17 protein-coding genes are annotated in these 15361 nt (G+C 46.3%); 9 read left to right on the forward strand and 8 right to left on the reverse strand.

What is annotated here, in order from left to right:
* Positions 1-14 precede the first annotated feature (14 nt).
* The 7 genes from F3J22_RS18495 (at position 15) to F3J22_RS18525 (ending at position 7566) form a co-directional block, all read left to right on the forward strand.
* Entirely contained in the window at positions 15-1019 is a 1005-nt protein-coding gene (locus F3J22_RS18495) for a PorP/SprF family type IX secretion system membrane protein (RefSeq protein WP_167019426.1), read from the forward strand.
* A 12-nt stretch (positions 1020-1031) separates the two neighbouring features.
* The gene (locus F3J22_RS18500) at positions 1032-3032 is read left to right on the forward strand and encodes an OmpA family protein (protein ID WP_240155128.1); all 2001 of its coding nucleotides are present in this window, start codon (positions 1032-1034) and stop codon (positions 3030-3032) included.
* 24 nt (positions 3033-3056) lie between these two features.
* Positions 3057-4085 carry a type IX secretion system membrane protein PorP/SprF gene (locus F3J22_RS18505; RefSeq protein ID WP_167019427.1) on the forward strand — a complete coding sequence of 343 codons (1029 nt, stop codon included), beginning with the start codon at positions 3057-3059 and terminating at the stop codon, positions 4083-4085.
* Positions 4086-4141: 56 nt separating this feature from the next.
* Complete coding sequence (locus F3J22_RS18510) at positions 4142-4723, forward strand: collagen-like protein (protein WP_167018489.1); 582 nt, start codon at positions 4142-4144, stop codon at positions 4721-4723.
* Between the two features lie 98 nt (positions 4724-4821).
* Positions 4822-5406, forward strand: coding sequence for an RNA polymerase sigma factor (locus F3J22_RS18515; protein ID WP_167019428.1), 585 nt, complete (start codon positions 4822-4824; stop codon positions 5404-5406).
* A gap of 140 nt (positions 5407-5546) precedes the next feature.
* Positions 5547-6245 carry an SH3 domain-containing protein gene (locus F3J22_RS18520; RefSeq protein WP_167019429.1) on the forward strand — a complete coding sequence of 233 codons (699 nt, stop codon included), beginning with the start codon at positions 5547-5549 and terminating at the stop codon, positions 6243-6245.
* A gap of 76 nt (positions 6246-6321) precedes the next feature.
* Positions 6322-7566, forward strand: a complete 1245-nt coding sequence (locus F3J22_RS18525) for a cation:dicarboxylate symporter family transporter (protein ID WP_240155129.1) — start codon at positions 6322-6324, stop codon at positions 7564-7566.
* Positions 7567-7572: 6 nt separating this feature from the next.
* Here the strand turns inward: F3J22_RS18525 and F3J22_RS18530 are convergent, their stop codons facing one another.
* From F3J22_RS18530 to F3J22_RS18550, 5 genes are all read right to left on the reverse strand, one after another.
* A complete protein-coding gene (locus F3J22_RS18530) occupies positions 7573-7974 on the reverse strand; it encodes a DUF3592 domain-containing protein (protein ID WP_167019430.1) in 402 nt (133 codons plus the stop codon).
* A 58-nt stretch (positions 7975-8032) separates the two neighbouring features.
* Positions 8033-8431: a DUF3592 domain-containing protein gene (locus F3J22_RS18535; RefSeq protein ID WP_167019431.1), complete on the reverse strand. Its 399-nt coding sequence runs from the start codon at positions 8429-8431 to the stop codon at positions 8033-8035.
* A gap of 10 nt (positions 8432-8441) precedes the next feature.
* Positions 8442-8837: a DUF3592 domain-containing protein gene (locus F3J22_RS18540; RefSeq protein WP_167019432.1), complete on the reverse strand. Its 396-nt coding sequence runs from the start codon at positions 8835-8837 to the stop codon at positions 8442-8444.
* 147 nt (positions 8838-8984) lie between these two features.
* The gene (locus F3J22_RS18545; protein WP_167019433.1) at positions 8985-9380 is read right to left on the reverse strand and encodes a DUF3592 domain-containing protein; all 396 of its coding nucleotides are present in this window, start codon (positions 9378-9380) and stop codon (positions 8985-8987) included.
* A gap of 153 nt (positions 9381-9533) precedes the next feature.
* Positions 9534-10391 carry a hypothetical protein gene (locus F3J22_RS18550; RefSeq protein ID WP_167019434.1) on the reverse strand — a complete coding sequence of 286 codons (858 nt, stop codon included), beginning with the start codon at positions 10389-10391 and terminating at the stop codon, positions 9534-9536.
* Positions 10392-10749: 358 nt separating this feature from the next.
* On the opposite strand from F3J22_RS18550, the gene F3J22_RS18555 reads away from it, so the two are divergent.
* On the forward strand, positions 10750-11484 hold the full coding sequence (locus F3J22_RS18555) for a hypothetical protein (protein ID WP_167019435.1): 735 nt from the start codon (positions 10750-10752) through the stop codon (positions 11482-11484).
* The gene (locus F3J22_RS18560; protein WP_240155130.1) at positions 11481-12293 is read left to right on the forward strand and encodes an SUMF1/EgtB/PvdO family nonheme iron enzyme; all 813 of its coding nucleotides are present in this window, start codon (positions 11481-11483) and stop codon (positions 12291-12293) included. Before F3J22_RS18555 ends, F3J22_RS18560 begins: the two co-directional genes overlap by 4 nt.
* 157 nt (positions 12294-12450) lie before the next feature.
* Here F3J22_RS18560 and F3J22_RS18565 read toward each other — a convergent pair whose 3' ends face one another.
* The 3 genes from F3J22_RS18565 to F3J22_RS18575 all read right to left on the reverse strand — a co-directional run bounded on the left by F3J22_RS18565 (position 12451) and on the right by F3J22_RS18575 (position 15191).
* Complete coding sequence (locus tag F3J22_RS18565; protein WP_167019436.1) at positions 12451-13491, reverse strand: FecR family protein; 1041 nt, start codon at positions 13489-13491, stop codon at positions 12451-12453.
* 14 nt (positions 13492-13505) lie between these two features.
* A complete protein-coding gene (locus F3J22_RS18570) occupies positions 13506-14057 on the reverse strand; it encodes a sigma-70 family RNA polymerase sigma factor (RefSeq protein ID WP_167019437.1) in 552 nt (183 codons plus the stop codon).
* An 84-nt stretch (positions 14058-14141) separates the two neighbouring features.
* A complete protein-coding gene (locus F3J22_RS18575) occupies positions 14142-15191 on the reverse strand; it encodes a glycosyltransferase (protein ID WP_167019438.1) in 1050 nt (349 codons plus the stop codon).
* Positions 15192-15361: the final 170 nt, after the last annotated feature.

Raw genomic sequence — 15361 nt, forward strand, 5'->3', positions numbered from 1 at the left:
TAAATACTGAGTAAATGAGAAAGAATTTTGCTGTATTGTTCATGCTGTTAAGCGCCATCTTTGCCGGTAACCGGCTGATGGCGCAGACAGACCCGCACTTCTCCCAATACTACGTATATCCCTCCTGGTTAAACCCGGCATTGACAGGTGCGTTTGATGGCGACTACCGCATAGCGGCCATCTATCGTACACAATGGGGAAATATCAGTCCGTTCAAAACTTATGGTATTGCTGCTGAAGTGCCTACCAATAAAAGTATCAACCTGGGTGCCAGTGTGCTTAACCAGGCTGCCGGCGATGCGGGATACAATTATACCACCGGCTATATCAGCGCAGCCTATACCGGTGTTAAGCTGGATGCCAGCCACTATCATCAGCTGACCTTCGGGTTGCAGGCAGGCTTCATGCAACGTAAGTTTGATCCTTCCAAGTTCAGCTACGGCGAACAATGGAACCCCATCACAGGCTATAACCCTTCTAATCCATATACAGACGGCGTTTCCCGTACCAGCGCAGGTTCTTTTGATGCCGGCGCCGGTGTGCTCTACTATGACGGCACACCCGGAAAAGCCTACAATATCTACGGTGGCGTATCTGTAATGCACCTCACCAAACCTACAGATCAGTTCAGCGCCAACGGCGACGCACATATTCCCATGCGCTTTACGGCACATGCAGGTGTGAAGCTCAATATTGACGACCGTTTCTCCGTAACACCAAACGTATTGTACCTGCAGCAGGGATCGGCATCTGAGAAGATGCTGGGCGCCTATGCACAGTATAACGCAGCACTGGAAACAGATGTTCTGCTGGGCCTGAACTATCGTATACAGGATGCTTTTACTACGCATGTTGGTTTCCTGCACAAGAATATGATGCTGGGGGTGAGCTATGATATCAATACTTCTGATCTGTCGAAGATGGCCAGGGGTTCCAACAGCTTTGAAATCTCCCTCACCTTCATCGGAAGAAAGAAAGTACGTACACCGGGAGTAGATTTTGTTTGTCCACGATTGTAATCAGCCTTAATCATGAAGAAAATAATTTTTACTACTGCAACAGCCCTGTTAATGGCCATCACGGCCCAGGCGCAGCTGGCATATAATTATCTGCGTGCTGCGGATGATTATTATAAAAAGAATGACTATAACTCTGCGGCTACCTATTACGAGAAATACCTCTCTGTAAAAGGAAAGGCTATCCGTAAGGAGTCCTACAAACCATATGTGGCCGTATCTGCGACGGCAGTAAAACCTGCGGCCAATAAGGTGAGCAATGAACAGGAAGCTACCTTTCGGCTGGCAGAGAGTTACAGGCTACTGCACAATTACGAAAGGGCAACGCCTTATTACGCCAGCGTAATGGAAACCAGCCTGGAAAGTTATCCGCTGTCTGCCTACTATTACGCCGTTTCATTAAGGGCGCTGGGCAAGTATGAACTGGCCGGACAGGTATTTCGCCAGTTCCTGGAGAGATATAAAGCAGATGATAACTTCACCACATCTGCCAACAGGGAAGTGGCCAACCTGGATTTTATTATTAAAGAGAATAATAGAAAAGACCTGCATCTTTTTAAGATGATCAAAGCGCCTGCCGACCTGAACACTACCGGCGCCAGCTATGCACCGCTGTGGCTGACTTCAGGAACGCTGCTGTTTACCTCCACCAGGCCTCTGGAAAGCGCACATAACGGCACTTATATTAACCGCATCTATACGGCAGACTATGAAGCCGGAGAAACGAAAAATATCCAGCTCTTTAAACTGGAACAACCAGGAGATATACATCAGGGTACTACGGCTATCTCTCCCGATGGACAAAAACTATATCTCACCCGCTGGCACATCGATCATGGGCAAAAAATCGCTGCTATCTGGGTATCAGAAAAAAATAATGATACCTGGAGCGCACCGGTTGAGTTAGATAGTATGGTAAACATACCCGGCGCAAACGCCCAGCAGCCCTTCGTTACCGGAGACGGGAAATACCTGCTGTTTTCCAGTGACAGGCCCGGTGGTTACGGCGCTTTCGATTTATGGTATGCTACCCTCGATGCCAGTGGTAAACCCGTTGCTGTCGCCAATATGGGGGAGACAATCAATACCGCAGCCAATGAACAGGCGCCTTTCTACCACAGTACCACCGGCACGCTGGTGTTTTCTTCCGATGGGAGAGTAGGGATGGGCGGATATGATTTCTTCAGCAGCAAAGGCACACCCGGTAACTGGAAAGCTCCGGTGAATATGGGTGCTCCGGTGAACTCCGTAAAAGATGATATCTATTTCGGCAGCAGAAGCAATAACCGTAATCTCCTCGATGATGTGCTGATAGGAACAGACAGGGATGCGGCCTGTTGCCTGGAATTGTTCTTCCTGCATAAAGACCGTGCACCGCGTCAGTTAAGTGGTTCCGTGGTTTCCTGCGATGGCGGACAACCTGTGCCAGGAGCTACCGTCGTTATCAGGGATGCGGCGCATACGGTGCTGGCCACCTTAACTACCGGCAGCGATGGCCGCTATGCCTTTACATTACCGGAATATCAGCCACTGGATATGCAGGCTAACGCTACCGGCTATACGGAAGGTAACGGGCAGGTACAAACGCCGGAAGATCCGGATGTGGAAACCGCTGTAAATCCTGTGATCTGCATGACGCCACTGGTGACGCCACCTGCGGCTGTTGTAATGGATAACGTATACTACGATTTCGATAAGGCTTCGTTGCAGGAAGCATCGTTTGCATCGCTGGATAAACTGGTGCAGATGCTGAAGGAACATGCCACCATGGAGATAGAGCTGGGGGCACATACAGATAGCAAGGGTAGTGATAGGCACAACCAGCGCCTCTCTGAAGCACGTGCCAGGAGCGTAGTGGATTACCTGGTCAGCAAAGGTATTGACCCTGCAAGGCTTACCTGGAAAGGCTTTGGTGCCAGTCAGCCAGTGGCGCCAAACACTCTGTCTGACGGCAGCGATAATCCGGAAGGACGCCAGCTCAACAGGAGAACCACCTTTACGGTGCTGAAGCAATAACCCATCACCTAAATCTAAAGTCACATGAAAAAGATTGTGTTTACAGGCATGCTGCTATTGAGTATGGTTGTTGTGTCTGCACAGCAGCTGCCCCACTACACGCAGTATATCATGAACCCTTTTATTATCAATCCTGCACTGGCAGGCATTGAAAATTACTGGGATCTGCGACTGAGCCACCGGCATCAATGGGCAGGCCTCAACGGCGCCCCCGTGACTACTTATATGACTATTCAGGGCCCGCTGCGTAAGTCGGACTATGCACAGGCATCGCCTACCGGCTTCGATCCGGAAGGAGAGAACCCCCGTGGCCGTGGCTACTGGCAGGATTATACCACCCCGCCACCACATCCCGGCGCCGGACTTACCATCCTCAACGACCAGGCTGGCCCTATCAACCGCTTTTCCATCACCGGTGCCTATGCACATCATATCAACCTGTCGCCACGCACCAGTATCAGCGCCGGTATAGGACTGGGTATGCAGCAGATATCCATCGATACCAGGAAAGTAGAATTCTATGATCCGAATGATCCGGTACTCGGTACCTCAGGGATTATCAACCGCTGGCGCCCGGATGTAAGTTTCGGGCTGTGGCTCTATTCCGCCGATTTCTTCATCGGCGCTGCTGCGCAGAACATCGTGCCGCAGAAAGTAGGCTTCACCAACGGTAAGGTGGCCGGGGATTCTGTCTACGGCGGAAAACTGATACCTCACCTGTTTATGACTACCGGCTACCGGTTATGGATAAACGATGACCTGACCGTACTGCCATCGGTAATGGTGCGGATGATTACTGCCGCACCAATCAGCTTTGATGTCAATGCCCGCTTTATGTACCGCGACCGCTTCTGGTTCGGGGCATCCTACAGGATACAGGATGGCGTGGCCGGTATGTTTGGGGTAAATATCAATTCCCTGATCAATATCGGTTATTCCTATGATTACTCAACATCCTCGCTGAATACCGTCAGTAAAGGATCTCATGAGATTATGATCGGATTTTTACTGGGAAATAAGTATGGAGATACCTGCCCCAGAAATGTATGGTAAGAGAATTTAATCAACCAATAAACAAATCAAATCAAACAAAAAACAAAAGATCAATTATGAAAAAGTTCAAAAACTTTATGCCCTATGCCCTGCTGCTGTCTGCTATCCTGTTTGTTGTTGCCTGTGGCAAAGATGGTGCTGTAGGTCCTGCCGGCCCTGCCGGAGCAGATGGTAAAACCGGTGCACAGGGTCCTGCCGGATCTCAAGGTAGTAAAGGTGATACCGGAACTGCAAATGTTATCTATTCTGCATGGCTCGATCAGGCTTTTGCACCATTTACAGATACCGCAGCAAATGGTCGTGTAGATACCACCGGCTGGTACTCCGTAATTCAGGCATCCAGACTCACAGCAGCCATGCTGGGTAAATGCGATGTACATGTATACATGAACGTGAATACACCTACCCAACCGGTAATTGTATCACTTCCAAATTACGACTACTTCAATATTGGCTTCGACCTGCGTGTAGGCGGCATCGTTATGCAGTCCAGCATCAAGGCAAGCACTTTCACCTACCAGGGTGAAAAAGTATTGCAGTACCGTTACATCATTATCCCTGGTGCAGTTGCAGCCCGTGGTGCCATCGACTGGAATAATTATGAACAGGCTAAAGCCTACCTCAAACTTGTGGACTAAACAACAAATAACATCTTGAAACAAAGGTCCCTCTTTCCAGGGGGACCAGCATTTTTCCCGACAATTATTTTGAAAAGTTTAAAGCTTGTTAATGGTGTATGGAGAAATATAATCACCTTTCGGATCAGGAGTTAGTCCGAATGTATCTCGCAGGCAATAACCCGGCCTTTACTGCTTTGGTGCTAAGACATAAAGACAGGATCTTTACTACTATTGTACTGCTGGTTCGCGACAAAGCGCTCGCGGAAGACTTTTTTCAGGAGGTATTCATTAAGATTATCAATGCCCTGAAATCCGGACAGTATACGGAAAACAACCGTTTTTGTCCATGGGTGATTCGTATCGCCCACAATTTTTGTATCAGCCATTTTCGTAAGGCTGAAACCCGCAACAAGATCTTTATCCGCTTTAACGATGCAATCGGTGATAGTAGTCACTATACCGACTTTGGCCCCGAGCAGAAGCTGATAAACACAGAGCGTTACCGCGAAATAGAAGAGATGCTGGACCGGCTGCCCGCCTCTCAGCGGGAGGCGCTGATACTGCGTTACTATGCCGGGCTCAATTACAGGGAAATGGCACAAACAGTAGGTATTAGCATTAATACCGCGTTGGGTCGTGTCCGTTATGCCCTCATGAACATCAGGAAACAAATGGCTACCGAAGAAGTAGCCGTATGCTAAGAGAAAATTATCTGTCAGGATGATTGGCTGATATATAAACAGGGGATTAACTAAAGAGGTGTAGATTGCTTTTTAGTTGGTCCCCTTTGTTACTTGATAACCTCCTCACGATAGCTTATATTACGGCAAATTACACCGTATTGAAGCCTGTATTATTATCATTGCTCTTGTTGATGGCCAGCCGCCATGCCAGCGCCCAGATGGATTTTGCCGTAGTGGCAGATAAAGATGGTTATGTCAATGTCAGACAGCGGCCAGGTGCAGATAAACCTGTAAAAGATAAACTGTACAATGGTGATGTGGTATTTGTAATGGGAGGCGAAGGTAATAGCGATTGGTGGGAAATAGACTATTCCCGTAAAAAAGATGATAACGGTAACGGCTATGTGCATAAATCGAGATTGAAAATGATTGCCGGTATGCCCGCAGGTAAGGCTACCTATAAAAGTCTGGACAGCCTTGTGTTACAGCTGGGGAATATTAAAGTGGTGATAGTAAGAATACCCTTTGTGGCAGCTCGGCATAAACTGCATTATAGTAATCAGCGGCAGCTGGACAGGATCGATGGGCTGGACTTTTGGGGTACTGATGGTGGCCTTCCCCAGACAGCTTACAAAGCTATTACCATTATCACTGGAAAGAAGGAATATAAATTGCCGGCAGCGGCATTGCAGTCTTTATTTAATCCCAGTCTGCATATGGTAGCCATTCATGAAGATGCGGCAGCTGAGCGCCTGTATGTAAGTTCCTATAACTCCGATGGAGCCGGTGGTTATACCGTGCTGTGGTGTATAGAACATGGAAAATACCTTTTCCGGCGGGCTTTTTATGGGTTTTAGGGAGATGATCAACACGTATGCTTTCATAATTCCAAAGATTTTCGCATCTTGATGCTTTTTTCATACTGTATCAACCATGCCAACGATGTTGTCAGCCACGCCGAAAGTGGCTCCCGTTAAGAAAAACAGGGTCGCAAGTATCCTCACTAACCTTACCTTCTGGGTATTGATCGCCATTGCGGCCGGTATTGCGCTGGGCGTGGCTGCGCCCGCAGTAGCGGTAAAAATGGAATTTATCAGCAAATGGTTTATTCAGCTGATCAAGCTGTTTATCGCTCCCATCATCTTCCTGACCATCGTACTGGGCATCTGCGGCATGGACGACCTGAAAAAGGTAGGTTGGATAGGACTTAAGTCCCTGCTGTATTTTGAGGTGGTATCTACCATTTCGCTGGCATTGGGCATCATCATGGCACTATGGCTCAAGCCCGGAGATATCGACAGATCAGCGATAGAAGTATCGCGTAATGCCCCTGTGGCAGCCCCGGCTGCGCATTTCGACTGGATGGCCTTTTTCCAGAGTAATGTCACTTTACAGGTACTGCTGCTGGCCCTTGTGATAGGTATTTCGTTGAATTTTTACAGTAAGAGAAAAGTGGTGATTGATTTTTTTAGTAAGACCTCCCACTATGTTTTCACTGCCCTGAAATATGTGATGTACCTGGCGCCGCTGGGTGCTTTCGGCGGAATGGCCTTTACGATCGGCAAATTTGGCCTGCACACCCTGGTGCCATTGATTAAACTGATGGGCGTCATGTACCTGACCATGGCCATCTTTGTATTTGTATTACTTGGACTGATCTTACGCTATTATAAATTAAGCATTTTCAAATTCCTGCGATATATCAAAGAAGAGCTGCTGACCGTACTGGGTACCTCTTCCAGTGAGTCGGCCCTGCCATCCATTATGCAGAAGCTGGAAGCAATGGGTTGCCGCAAATCCGTTGTAGGATTGGTGATTCCTACCGGTTACTCCTTCAACCTGGACGGTACATCTATCTATCTCTCGATGGCGGTGATCTTTGTGGCACAGTTATATGGTGTACATCTGGCTATACCGCAACTACTCACCATTATGGGTATACTGATGATCACTTCCAAAGGAGCTGCTGGCGTTACCGGCAGTGGTTTTGTGGTGCTCGCCTCTACGTTGGCGGCTACACGTGTATTGCCGCTGGAGGGCCTGGCATTTCTGGTGGGTATAGATAAATTTATGAGTGAGGCCAGGGCTATCACCAATATCATTGGTAATGGGGTGGCAACAATCGTAATTGCGAAGAGTGAAAAGGAATTTGATGAACCGGCAGAAAGCGTCTTGTAAGCCGCGCTATTTGAGGAGCCAGGTTTTACCTATAAAAGTAAGCAAGGCAATCGTCAGAAAAATAACCGCAGCCATAGAAAACAGAATAGCGCCAGGATATACGCCCATCAACGTAAGTAGTTTTGCATTGGTGGGCTGGTCCGGGTTGTAGATGACGGTAACTTTATCGCCTTCCCGCCATCTTCCGATATTACCTGTTATCTCCTTCAGGTAATAGGTCTGCTGGTCGGCGCCGGTAAATGCGAAGGTGGCGTGGTAGTCGTCGCCGTCGCTGCCATTTACTTTTATCTCACTGATAACCATTGCTGTTGCTTTATTGCCTTGCTGAACAAATTGAAATCCGCTTTGGAAAAACACCAGCGCAACGATAGCAGCGAGGATGCCAATGATAAAGGAAGAAATATTCATATCGCTTATTTAGCAGTATGGAGAATGGAATGTTATAAAGATAATGGTACAAACAGGATTATTTTAATAAAAATACTTCCCCAAGGTAAGTAAGGAATGCAAACCAAAGGAATGGTGCGGCCACAACTGCTGCTCCTATGGCAACAGGATATATACTCATCAGGTTTATAAACTCCACCTGCGTAGGGACGTCCGGGTTATAGATGACCATTTGCTCATATCCTGTAACACTTTTGCTTTTATCACTGGTGTCTGTTTTGAGATGATAGGAGCGGTTACCAGCATGATATTCCAGGGTAGTCTCATATTGGGTGTCTCCTTCACCATCTACCTTGGTGGTAACATAGACAACGGTGGCAGTTGTCTTAATCCCTTTCCGTACAAATCTGTAGCCCCTGCGGAAATATACAAGGGAGATACAGGCTGAGATAATTCCGATGATCAGTGGAATATTCATGGTTTTTCGTTTATGCCAGATTCAGTACATGTAAACAAGTATATATTAAAAATGGAGAAGCGCAAAATAATAAAATGACGGCTGTACCATAAGTACCTGTTAATGAAGCAATCTTCGCCCTTGTTGGACTATGAGGGTCATATACGACCACCGTTTCCTCACCGATTTGCCAGTAATGATCGCAGGTATCCATGCCCTTGAACGTATAGGTGTCTCCGTTATTGGTGGTAAATTTAAATATCGGTATATATTGTAAGTTACCATCGTTGTCTATCTCAGAAATGATATCAATAACGCTGGCGGTAGTACTGGTGGCGGTTCTTGTGAAATTATACCCGTCCATAAAAGAATAGAGTGCAATGAGCAATAGTATGCTGCCAATGAGGATGCCTGATGTCGTTAACATACAAAATAGGTATAGGTTAAGAGGGATATTTAATTATTTTGAATATAATATAATTATAATAATTTGTTCAAAATATTTTTGAGAAGACAGGGGAAGTATAGGAGAAAAGCCGCTTGGTCAACAACTGCGGAGTTGATCCTGATCTTTTTAGTGGTTATTTGATCTGGCGGTGAAGACTATTGCGAATGTTATCATTGCTATTACACAGTTTACCACCACCGGTTTATATAAACCCATTACAGTATATACTTTGGCCCGTTCGGGTTGATTCGGGTCATATATGATATCCGTGATTGCATCGGGTTGCCAGCGGCGTTTCGGCCCGCCCTCCCCTCTGAACGTATGTACTTCACCCTTATCTGTTGAGAATTTGAAGGTAGGAACGTACAGATGGCCATAGTCAATGTCTGGTTCTGATTCAATAGCTATCACCGTTGCAGTAGCTTTTACGCCCGCTCTTACAAAGGCATGGCAGTCCAGGAAATGATAGAATGCGTGTAATAAGAGCCCGCATCCGAGTAGGATGCCAAGTGTAACAAACATACAACCAGGTGGAGTTTACGACAGTGAATTAAGTGTTATCAAAGTAAGTGTAAATATATTATGTGAATTTTTAATTTCCAAAGTTGGGGTCCTGAAAAAATGAAACCGCCGACTTTACCGCCGGCGGTTGTGTAAAAAAGGGTATTGAATATTTTAGTCTGCTTTTCTGAACGTAAACTTAGAGTTCCAGTAATTATCAGAACCGGAAGTAACTTTCTGTGTGCTCAGCAGGCCGGTAGTAGCATCATAGGTATTCACAACAGTCATGGTTTCATTGGAAACAGTACCATTGCTGTTTTCAGTAGATTCCATTTTAATGAAATTACCTTTAGACGCAGGAACGGTCAGTTCTTCCTGGTAAGTACACAGGTAGAAATATAAGAATGGATTTCTCTCAAAGGCGAGCTGGAAACCATTCGGTGTATCCTCATAGTAATACGTTCTGCTGTAGTCAAAGGAGGTAGATTGCTTGGTAGGAATATTCAGGTAATAGTAAGAATAGGATTCTTTGGAAAGATTATTACCGGAAATAGTATACTCTCCATAGTTGAGCGACTTGGAATCAGCATTGATAACCGTGTCTTTGCTGCCATAGGTTACTGCAAAGTTATTGCTCATTCTGTATACATCACTATCCATTGTTTCTACTCCCGGAGCATGGCTATAGATGGTTATTTTGTCGCCATTGTAAACCACACTATCCAGGTACGTTACCTCGCTGGTGGCTGGTTTCAATTGTTTTACCTGTTTGCATTTTCCATCAGTACCATACACAAATACGTACTGGTATTGCCAGGCACCATTTTCCTGCTGGTTGCTATAAACGCTCTGGATAATATTATTTTTGAAAACAAAGCTATCTACGGCAAGGCCGGTATTCACATCGATAATTGTGTTAGGCAGATAAGCAGGAGCCGAAGAAGTGTTATCGTCTTTTTTGCTACAACTGGTAAGTGCAAAGGCCAGTATCGCCGCGCCTGCGGCAAATTTTAACATCATTCTTTTTTTCATGAAGGATAAGGGTGTTATTGAATAATAAAGTTTATCATAGTGTTCCTCGTAGGTTGCTCAGTCATCTGTTAGGCTGGCTCAGGGCCAGCGGGTTTATTAAAATATTGGAATAGGTGCTGTTTTATGCGGGTGTAAATATATTATCTAAATATTTAATTTTCAAAGTTAAGACCCTAAATAGCGTATAAATACGTATTATCTTTAACGTTAGTCTTATCTTGTAGTAAGAAAGATGGCAGTACTAACGGCCGGTTGCTGCCATTGACAGGCTCAGCTTATCATGTGAAAGATATCGGTAAGGATCTTCTCTTGTGATTTTTTAGCCGGATGCCCTATTTTTGCACCAAATTTTAATCAGATGAAAATACTATTGACCGGCCTGCTCCTGTCAGTCTCCCTGTTTGCAAATGCCCAGGATTACAAGGAACCATCAAAGGAAAGCCAGGAATATGGCGTTTACAGAAGTAAAGTAACGATACCACCCTACGGATTACCCAAAGTAAAAGCAATGGTATCAGGCCTGGAATTGGAAGGCGATAATGACTACAACGAAACCGCCGCCCTCACCGCCAAAGCCTGGAATGCGCTTAGCTTCCGCGAGAAATTTACCTACTGTATGATCCATGGCGAAAACTTCTCCCAGAATTGTGACGCAAGCCCTCCCGTTCAGGACGAACAAAAGAAAGTATTCGGGCAACTGCCATCCGCATTCGGAGAGTTCTCCTGGAGCGACAGACAGCTCAAATTCTTCAACGATAACCAGGACTCCGTACTTGCGCTGATCAGGGAATCAGTGAACAGAAGCAAACGCGTTGGCGTCAACTATAAAGAAGCTATCGTGGCCATGAATGCCGTTGAAATGATCCCCTTCCTTGAGGAAGTATATCTGAAAGACAAGAAAGACCATGATATCCTCACTATCTTCCTCCTGCTGATGAAGGAAAACAAATATGCTCCTTTCCTAAGTTCTGTATCTTATAAAAAGCTTTATGGAAATGATTCAGACTATGGCACCTACATCGATTTCAACAGCGCCAACGAAGCATTGATACTCCAACGTGTAAACGATTTCTATAAAAACTATAAAAAATGATCCGCTACCTGCTGATCATTGCCTCCCTGCTGGGCAGTATGCACACCACTGCACAGCAGCCGGCATTCGTTACCATTCCGGCTGCCCGCTACGTCGTTGGCGACAGCAACTCCATCAATAATCCAATACGTACCATCGTGCTGGATTCCTTTCAGATATCCGCTACTGAAATAACAAATGAACAGTTTGCAGCATTTGTACAGGCCACGGGGTATATTACGGATGCTGAAAGGAGACACGACGCCATGGTGTTTGAACCGGGACTGCCAGAATATAAATGGATAAAGGACAGCACTGCCTCCTGGCGCTTTCCCAATGGCCGAAGCAGGGGAGATATCACCGAAAAAATGAATCACCCTGTAACAACTATCAGCTACCGGGATGCAGTGGCCTTCTGTGAATGGGCAGGATACCGGCTCCCTACACTCGATGAGTGGGAAGTGGCTGCCAGGGCGGGAAGTCGCACGCGGTACTTCTGGGGAAATAACCGCGATGAAATAAAACGCTATGCCAACCTCTGGTACGGGCGTGATCACCTCACCGCCGATAGCAGCGACGGCTTCATGTATACCGCGCCCGTTGGTAGTTTCGCACCAAACCCATGGGGCCTCTACGACGTCTACGGCAACGTATTCGAATTCTGCCAGGGACACGCAAAGTTTGATAAGCCCGGTAGTAAAGTTGTACATGCAAGGGGCGGCTCCTGGTGGTGCAGCAAAAACTCCTGTAATTATTTTAACTCCGTTGATATCGGTACCGTACATCCACATGCCTCTTTCAGTAATCAGGGCTTCCGTGTGGTGAGATAATTGCCTGGATTCGGGGTTTAAGGTGCCGCTGCCTTATTGGTAGCATTTCGGGGTTTAAGGGGTTTTGCCGCTGCGTCAGCAGCGGCAAAACCCCTTGTTAAATTCAAAAGGGAGTGCCGAAGGCACTCCCTTTTGAATTTATAAAAAAGAAAAAAAATTATTTAGCATATATCGTCACAGTCTTTGCCGTAGGATTATAAATATAGCTGAACTTACCAGAATTCCTGCTCAGCACAGACAACATCTCCTGCACATTCTTCCCTTTACTGACACTGGAAAAAGTAAGCTGTCGCAACAAGCTGTTATTGAAAATAATCTTAACATCATACCACCGCTCCAGTCTTGTTGCCAGGTGCTCAAACCGCTCGTTCTCCACCACCAGCATATTGTCTTTCCAGGCGCTCTCCTGTATTTCTCCGGCGCTATGCTTTATCTGCGACCACTGGGCCTGGTACATCCCCGGATGCTGCGGGTCTTTATGGAGGATGATCTTCTGACCGGATTGCAATACAACACTGGTGTTGCCTTGTGGCTGCATATAGATCAGCTGGATGCAGCCTTCTGTCAGGCTGGCGCTGATGTTATTGTCTTCCGGATAGGCGCAGAGGTTAAAACTGCTGCTGCCATAGGCTCTCAACGTAATGTTGCCGGTAGTTACGGCAAAGGGAACATCAGGAATCCTGCTGACATCAAAAAAAGCCTCTCCGGATAATAACAGGTGACGCTCTTTCTGGCCATAATCATTTTGATATAGTAAGCGGCTGCCGGCATTCAGGTTGACCACAGAGCCATCAGGAAGGGTAGCCCGGGTTTTGGTGCCACGTATAGCACTGATCTCATGGGCAGGTACCGGCCGGATGAAATGGAAAAATAAAGCACCGCCAGCGGTAAGCAGACTGATAATAATTAACGAAATCAGGAAGACCAGCTTGCGGCTGCGCCGGGTTTTTACAGAGAGGACCTCCGGTTGTTGTAAGGAAATCTCCGGCACCCTGGCAGATAATAACATCATCCATCTTTCTCTGTCGAGTTCATTGGAGGTATAGGATTGAGCATGCCAGATATTATGTAAGCCGTTATCGACACGGGTATCTGCGTCCATGCAGGCCGACAGGAGACTCAGCTCCGACAGCTCATCAGGAGTAGCAGCATTGTTCAACTGTTTTGCCTTTAATATCCAGTATTTGTTAATTGACATCTGGCGGCATGAATTTATTTGACCAGGTATGGCATGATGCAGTGATGTAATTGCTCTGTAATCAGCGCCAGTTCGTAATCTACGGTACGGGTGGAAATATTTAGAATAACGGCGATTTCCTCATGCCTGAATTGCTCCTCTCTCGCCAGTACAAAAATCAGCTTGCTTTTGGATGATAATCCCCGCACTGCCTGATTCAGCACCGCCTGAATTTCTGCTTTCATCCGCTTCTGGTAATTGCCCGGGCCGGTGCTTAACATCGCCGGTGTTACCTGCATCGTCTCAAAGGCACAGAAAGATACTTTATCGCGCAACTCCAGGTAATGCATACATGCATTACGGATGATCATATACAGATGCACTTTCAGGTTATCAATCTCCAGTAAAGTATGACGGTTGTTCCAGACCCCTGCCAGGATATCGGCAGTGATGTTTTCAGCGATGGAAGCGTCCCGCAGAAACGCGGTGGCAAACCTGGAAAGGCCAGGCATCAAATGCAGATATAAGGCCTTAAAAGCCTCTGTATCGTTATGTATTGCTATATGTTCCTGCCACTTTCTCAGCATAAAGCGAAATCGGCCCAAGATAGCAACTTTATTATTAAAATAACAGGGGCTGCACAAATATTAATATTAAAAGAGAAAAAAATATTATCGGCCGCGGTTTAACAACGTCGTGGCCGCTTCCAGCAAGAGGCCAGCCATTTTTGAGGCATTATATCCGGTGGTGATCAGCTTATATCCATTGCCTGCAATCTGCTCCCGGAGGGAAGGGTTATTTTTTAATATCAGGATACCTGCAGCAATATCGGCTGCATGATGGGAACAAAGCAGAATATTACTGTTATGTGTAAAAACTTCCTTAATCGCAGGGGTATCGCAGGTCAGCACAGGCTTTCTCAACGCAGCATAATGATATATTTTATTGGGTATTACCATCGCTGTTTTTTCCCCGCTCCCAAAAATACCCAGTGTCATATCAAACCGGTTGACCGCATTATTCAATGCATCGTAGGGCATCCATCCCAGGAAGCTCACATTCGACAACTGATGGGTAGCAGCATAGGACAACATCTCTTTATATTCAAATCCATTTCCTATCAGCTGAAAACGTATATCCGTGTGATCTTTCAGCAGCGTCGCAGCAGCCAGTATCTGCCTGACTCCCTGTAAAGGAATAAAGCTGCCGTAAAATCCTACTGTGAACAGGTCGCTCTTGTCTGCTGCAGCCGGATAGAAATTATTAATATCTACCCCCACCTGTATTACACGCAGCTTCTCCGCAGCGATGTCAAAGGTGCGCTGGAAATAATCGCCATGGGCCTGTGTATCACAGATGACAAGGTCTGCATATTTCAGGGCCAGACTATCTTTCAGAAAGTTCTTCCGGGCACGGATACTTCCGGGCCTGATTACTTTATAGTCGAATACTTTTGACTGGTAACGGGAGATTAACGGATCGAAGATGATGGGCTTCTTTGTGAAGAAACGCACCCATGGCACATCTGTATGCGTAAAAGAAGGAAGAAAAATCACATCCGCCCGGTTACAGGCGCGCTTCAGCGCAGGAATATTCCACCTGGAGCGCTTCCTGAAACAATATTCTTCTACCGTAACCCCTGGCAACGAAGCCAGCCCGTCCAGTAAAATACGTGTACGATTATACGAAGGATCATACTTTCCGGCGAACAAAATTCTCATGTCCAAAAGTAATGGCAATACCTGGAAATTTAGTTCATAAAATCTTTAAACAGAGAGAATTTCCCGATAATCGCCCGTATCGGGAGGTCTAGCTCCGAATGAGCCACAGCAAAGTGTTAACTACTGTTAAGTAGTGTTAAGGAATTACCCATCGTTAAGGATTTTTTAGT

It is taken from the genome of Chitinophaga sp. Cy-1792, from assembly GCF_011752935.1.
In the GTDB taxonomy this organism is placed as follows: domain Bacteria; phylum Bacteroidota; class Bacteroidia; order Chitinophagales; family Chitinophagaceae; genus Chitinophaga.

What these genes read in the sequence shown, in the direction of transcription:
- F3J22_RS18515 (WP_167019428.1), top strand. Translation starts at nt 4,822, where the DNA reads ATGGAGAAATATAATCACCTTTCGGATCAGGAGTTAGTCCGAATGTAT.
- F3J22_RS18565 (WP_167019436.1), bottom strand. Translation starts at nt 13,491, where the DNA reads ATGTCAATTAACAAATACTGGATATTAAAGGCAAAACAGTTGAACAAT.
- F3J22_RS18495 (WP_167019426.1), top strand. Translation starts at nt 15, where the DNA reads ATGAGAAAGAATTTTGCTGTATTGTTCATGCTGTTAAGCGCCATCTTT.
- F3J22_RS18535 (WP_167019431.1), bottom strand. Translation starts at nt 8,431, where the DNA reads ATGAATATTCCACTGATCATCGGAATTATCTCAGCCTGTATCTCCCTT.
- F3J22_RS18545 (WP_167019433.1), bottom strand. Translation starts at nt 9,380, where the DNA reads ATGTTTGTTACACTTGGCATCCTACTCGGATGCGGGCTCTTATTACAC.
- F3J22_RS18555 (WP_167019435.1), top strand. Translation starts at nt 10,750, where the DNA reads ATGAAAATACTATTGACCGGCCTGCTCCTGTCAGTCTCCCTGTTTGCA.
- F3J22_RS18510 (WP_167018489.1), top strand. Translation starts at nt 4,142, where the DNA reads ATGAAAAAGTTCAAAAACTTTATGCCCTATGCCCTGCTGCTGTCTGCT.
- F3J22_RS18540 (WP_167019432.1), bottom strand. Translation starts at nt 8,837, where the DNA reads ATGTTAACGACATCAGGCATCCTCATTGGCAGCATACTATTGCTCATT.
- F3J22_RS18560 (WP_240155130.1), top strand. Translation starts at nt 11,481, where the DNA reads ATGATCCGCTACCTGCTGATCATTGCCTCCCTGCTGGGCAGTATGCAC.
- F3J22_RS18505 (WP_167019427.1), top strand. Translation starts at nt 3,057, where the DNA reads ATGAAAAAGATTGTGTTTACAGGCATGCTGCTATTGAGTATGGTTGTT.
- F3J22_RS18550 (WP_167019434.1), bottom strand. Translation starts at nt 10,391, where the DNA reads ATGAAAAAAAGAATGATGTTAAAATTTGCCGCAGGCGCGGCGATACTG.
- F3J22_RS18575 (WP_167019438.1), bottom strand. Translation starts at nt 15,191, where the DNA reads ATGAGAATTTTGTTCGCCGGAAAGTATGATCCTTCGTATAATCGTACA.
- F3J22_RS18525 (WP_240155129.1), top strand. Translation starts at nt 6,322, where the DNA reads ATGCCAACGATGTTGTCAGCCACGCCGAAAGTGGCTCCCGTTAAGAAA.
- F3J22_RS18570 (WP_167019437.1), bottom strand. Translation starts at nt 14,057, where the DNA reads ATGCTGAGAAAGTGGCAGGAACATATAGCAATACATAACGATACAGAG.
- F3J22_RS18500 (WP_240155128.1), top strand. Translation starts at nt 1,032, where the DNA reads ATGAAGAAAATAATTTTTACTACTGCAACAGCCCTGTTAATGGCCATC.
- F3J22_RS18530 (WP_167019430.1), bottom strand. Translation starts at nt 7,974, where the DNA reads ATGAATATTTCTTCCTTTATCATTGGCATCCTCGCTGCTATCGTTGCG.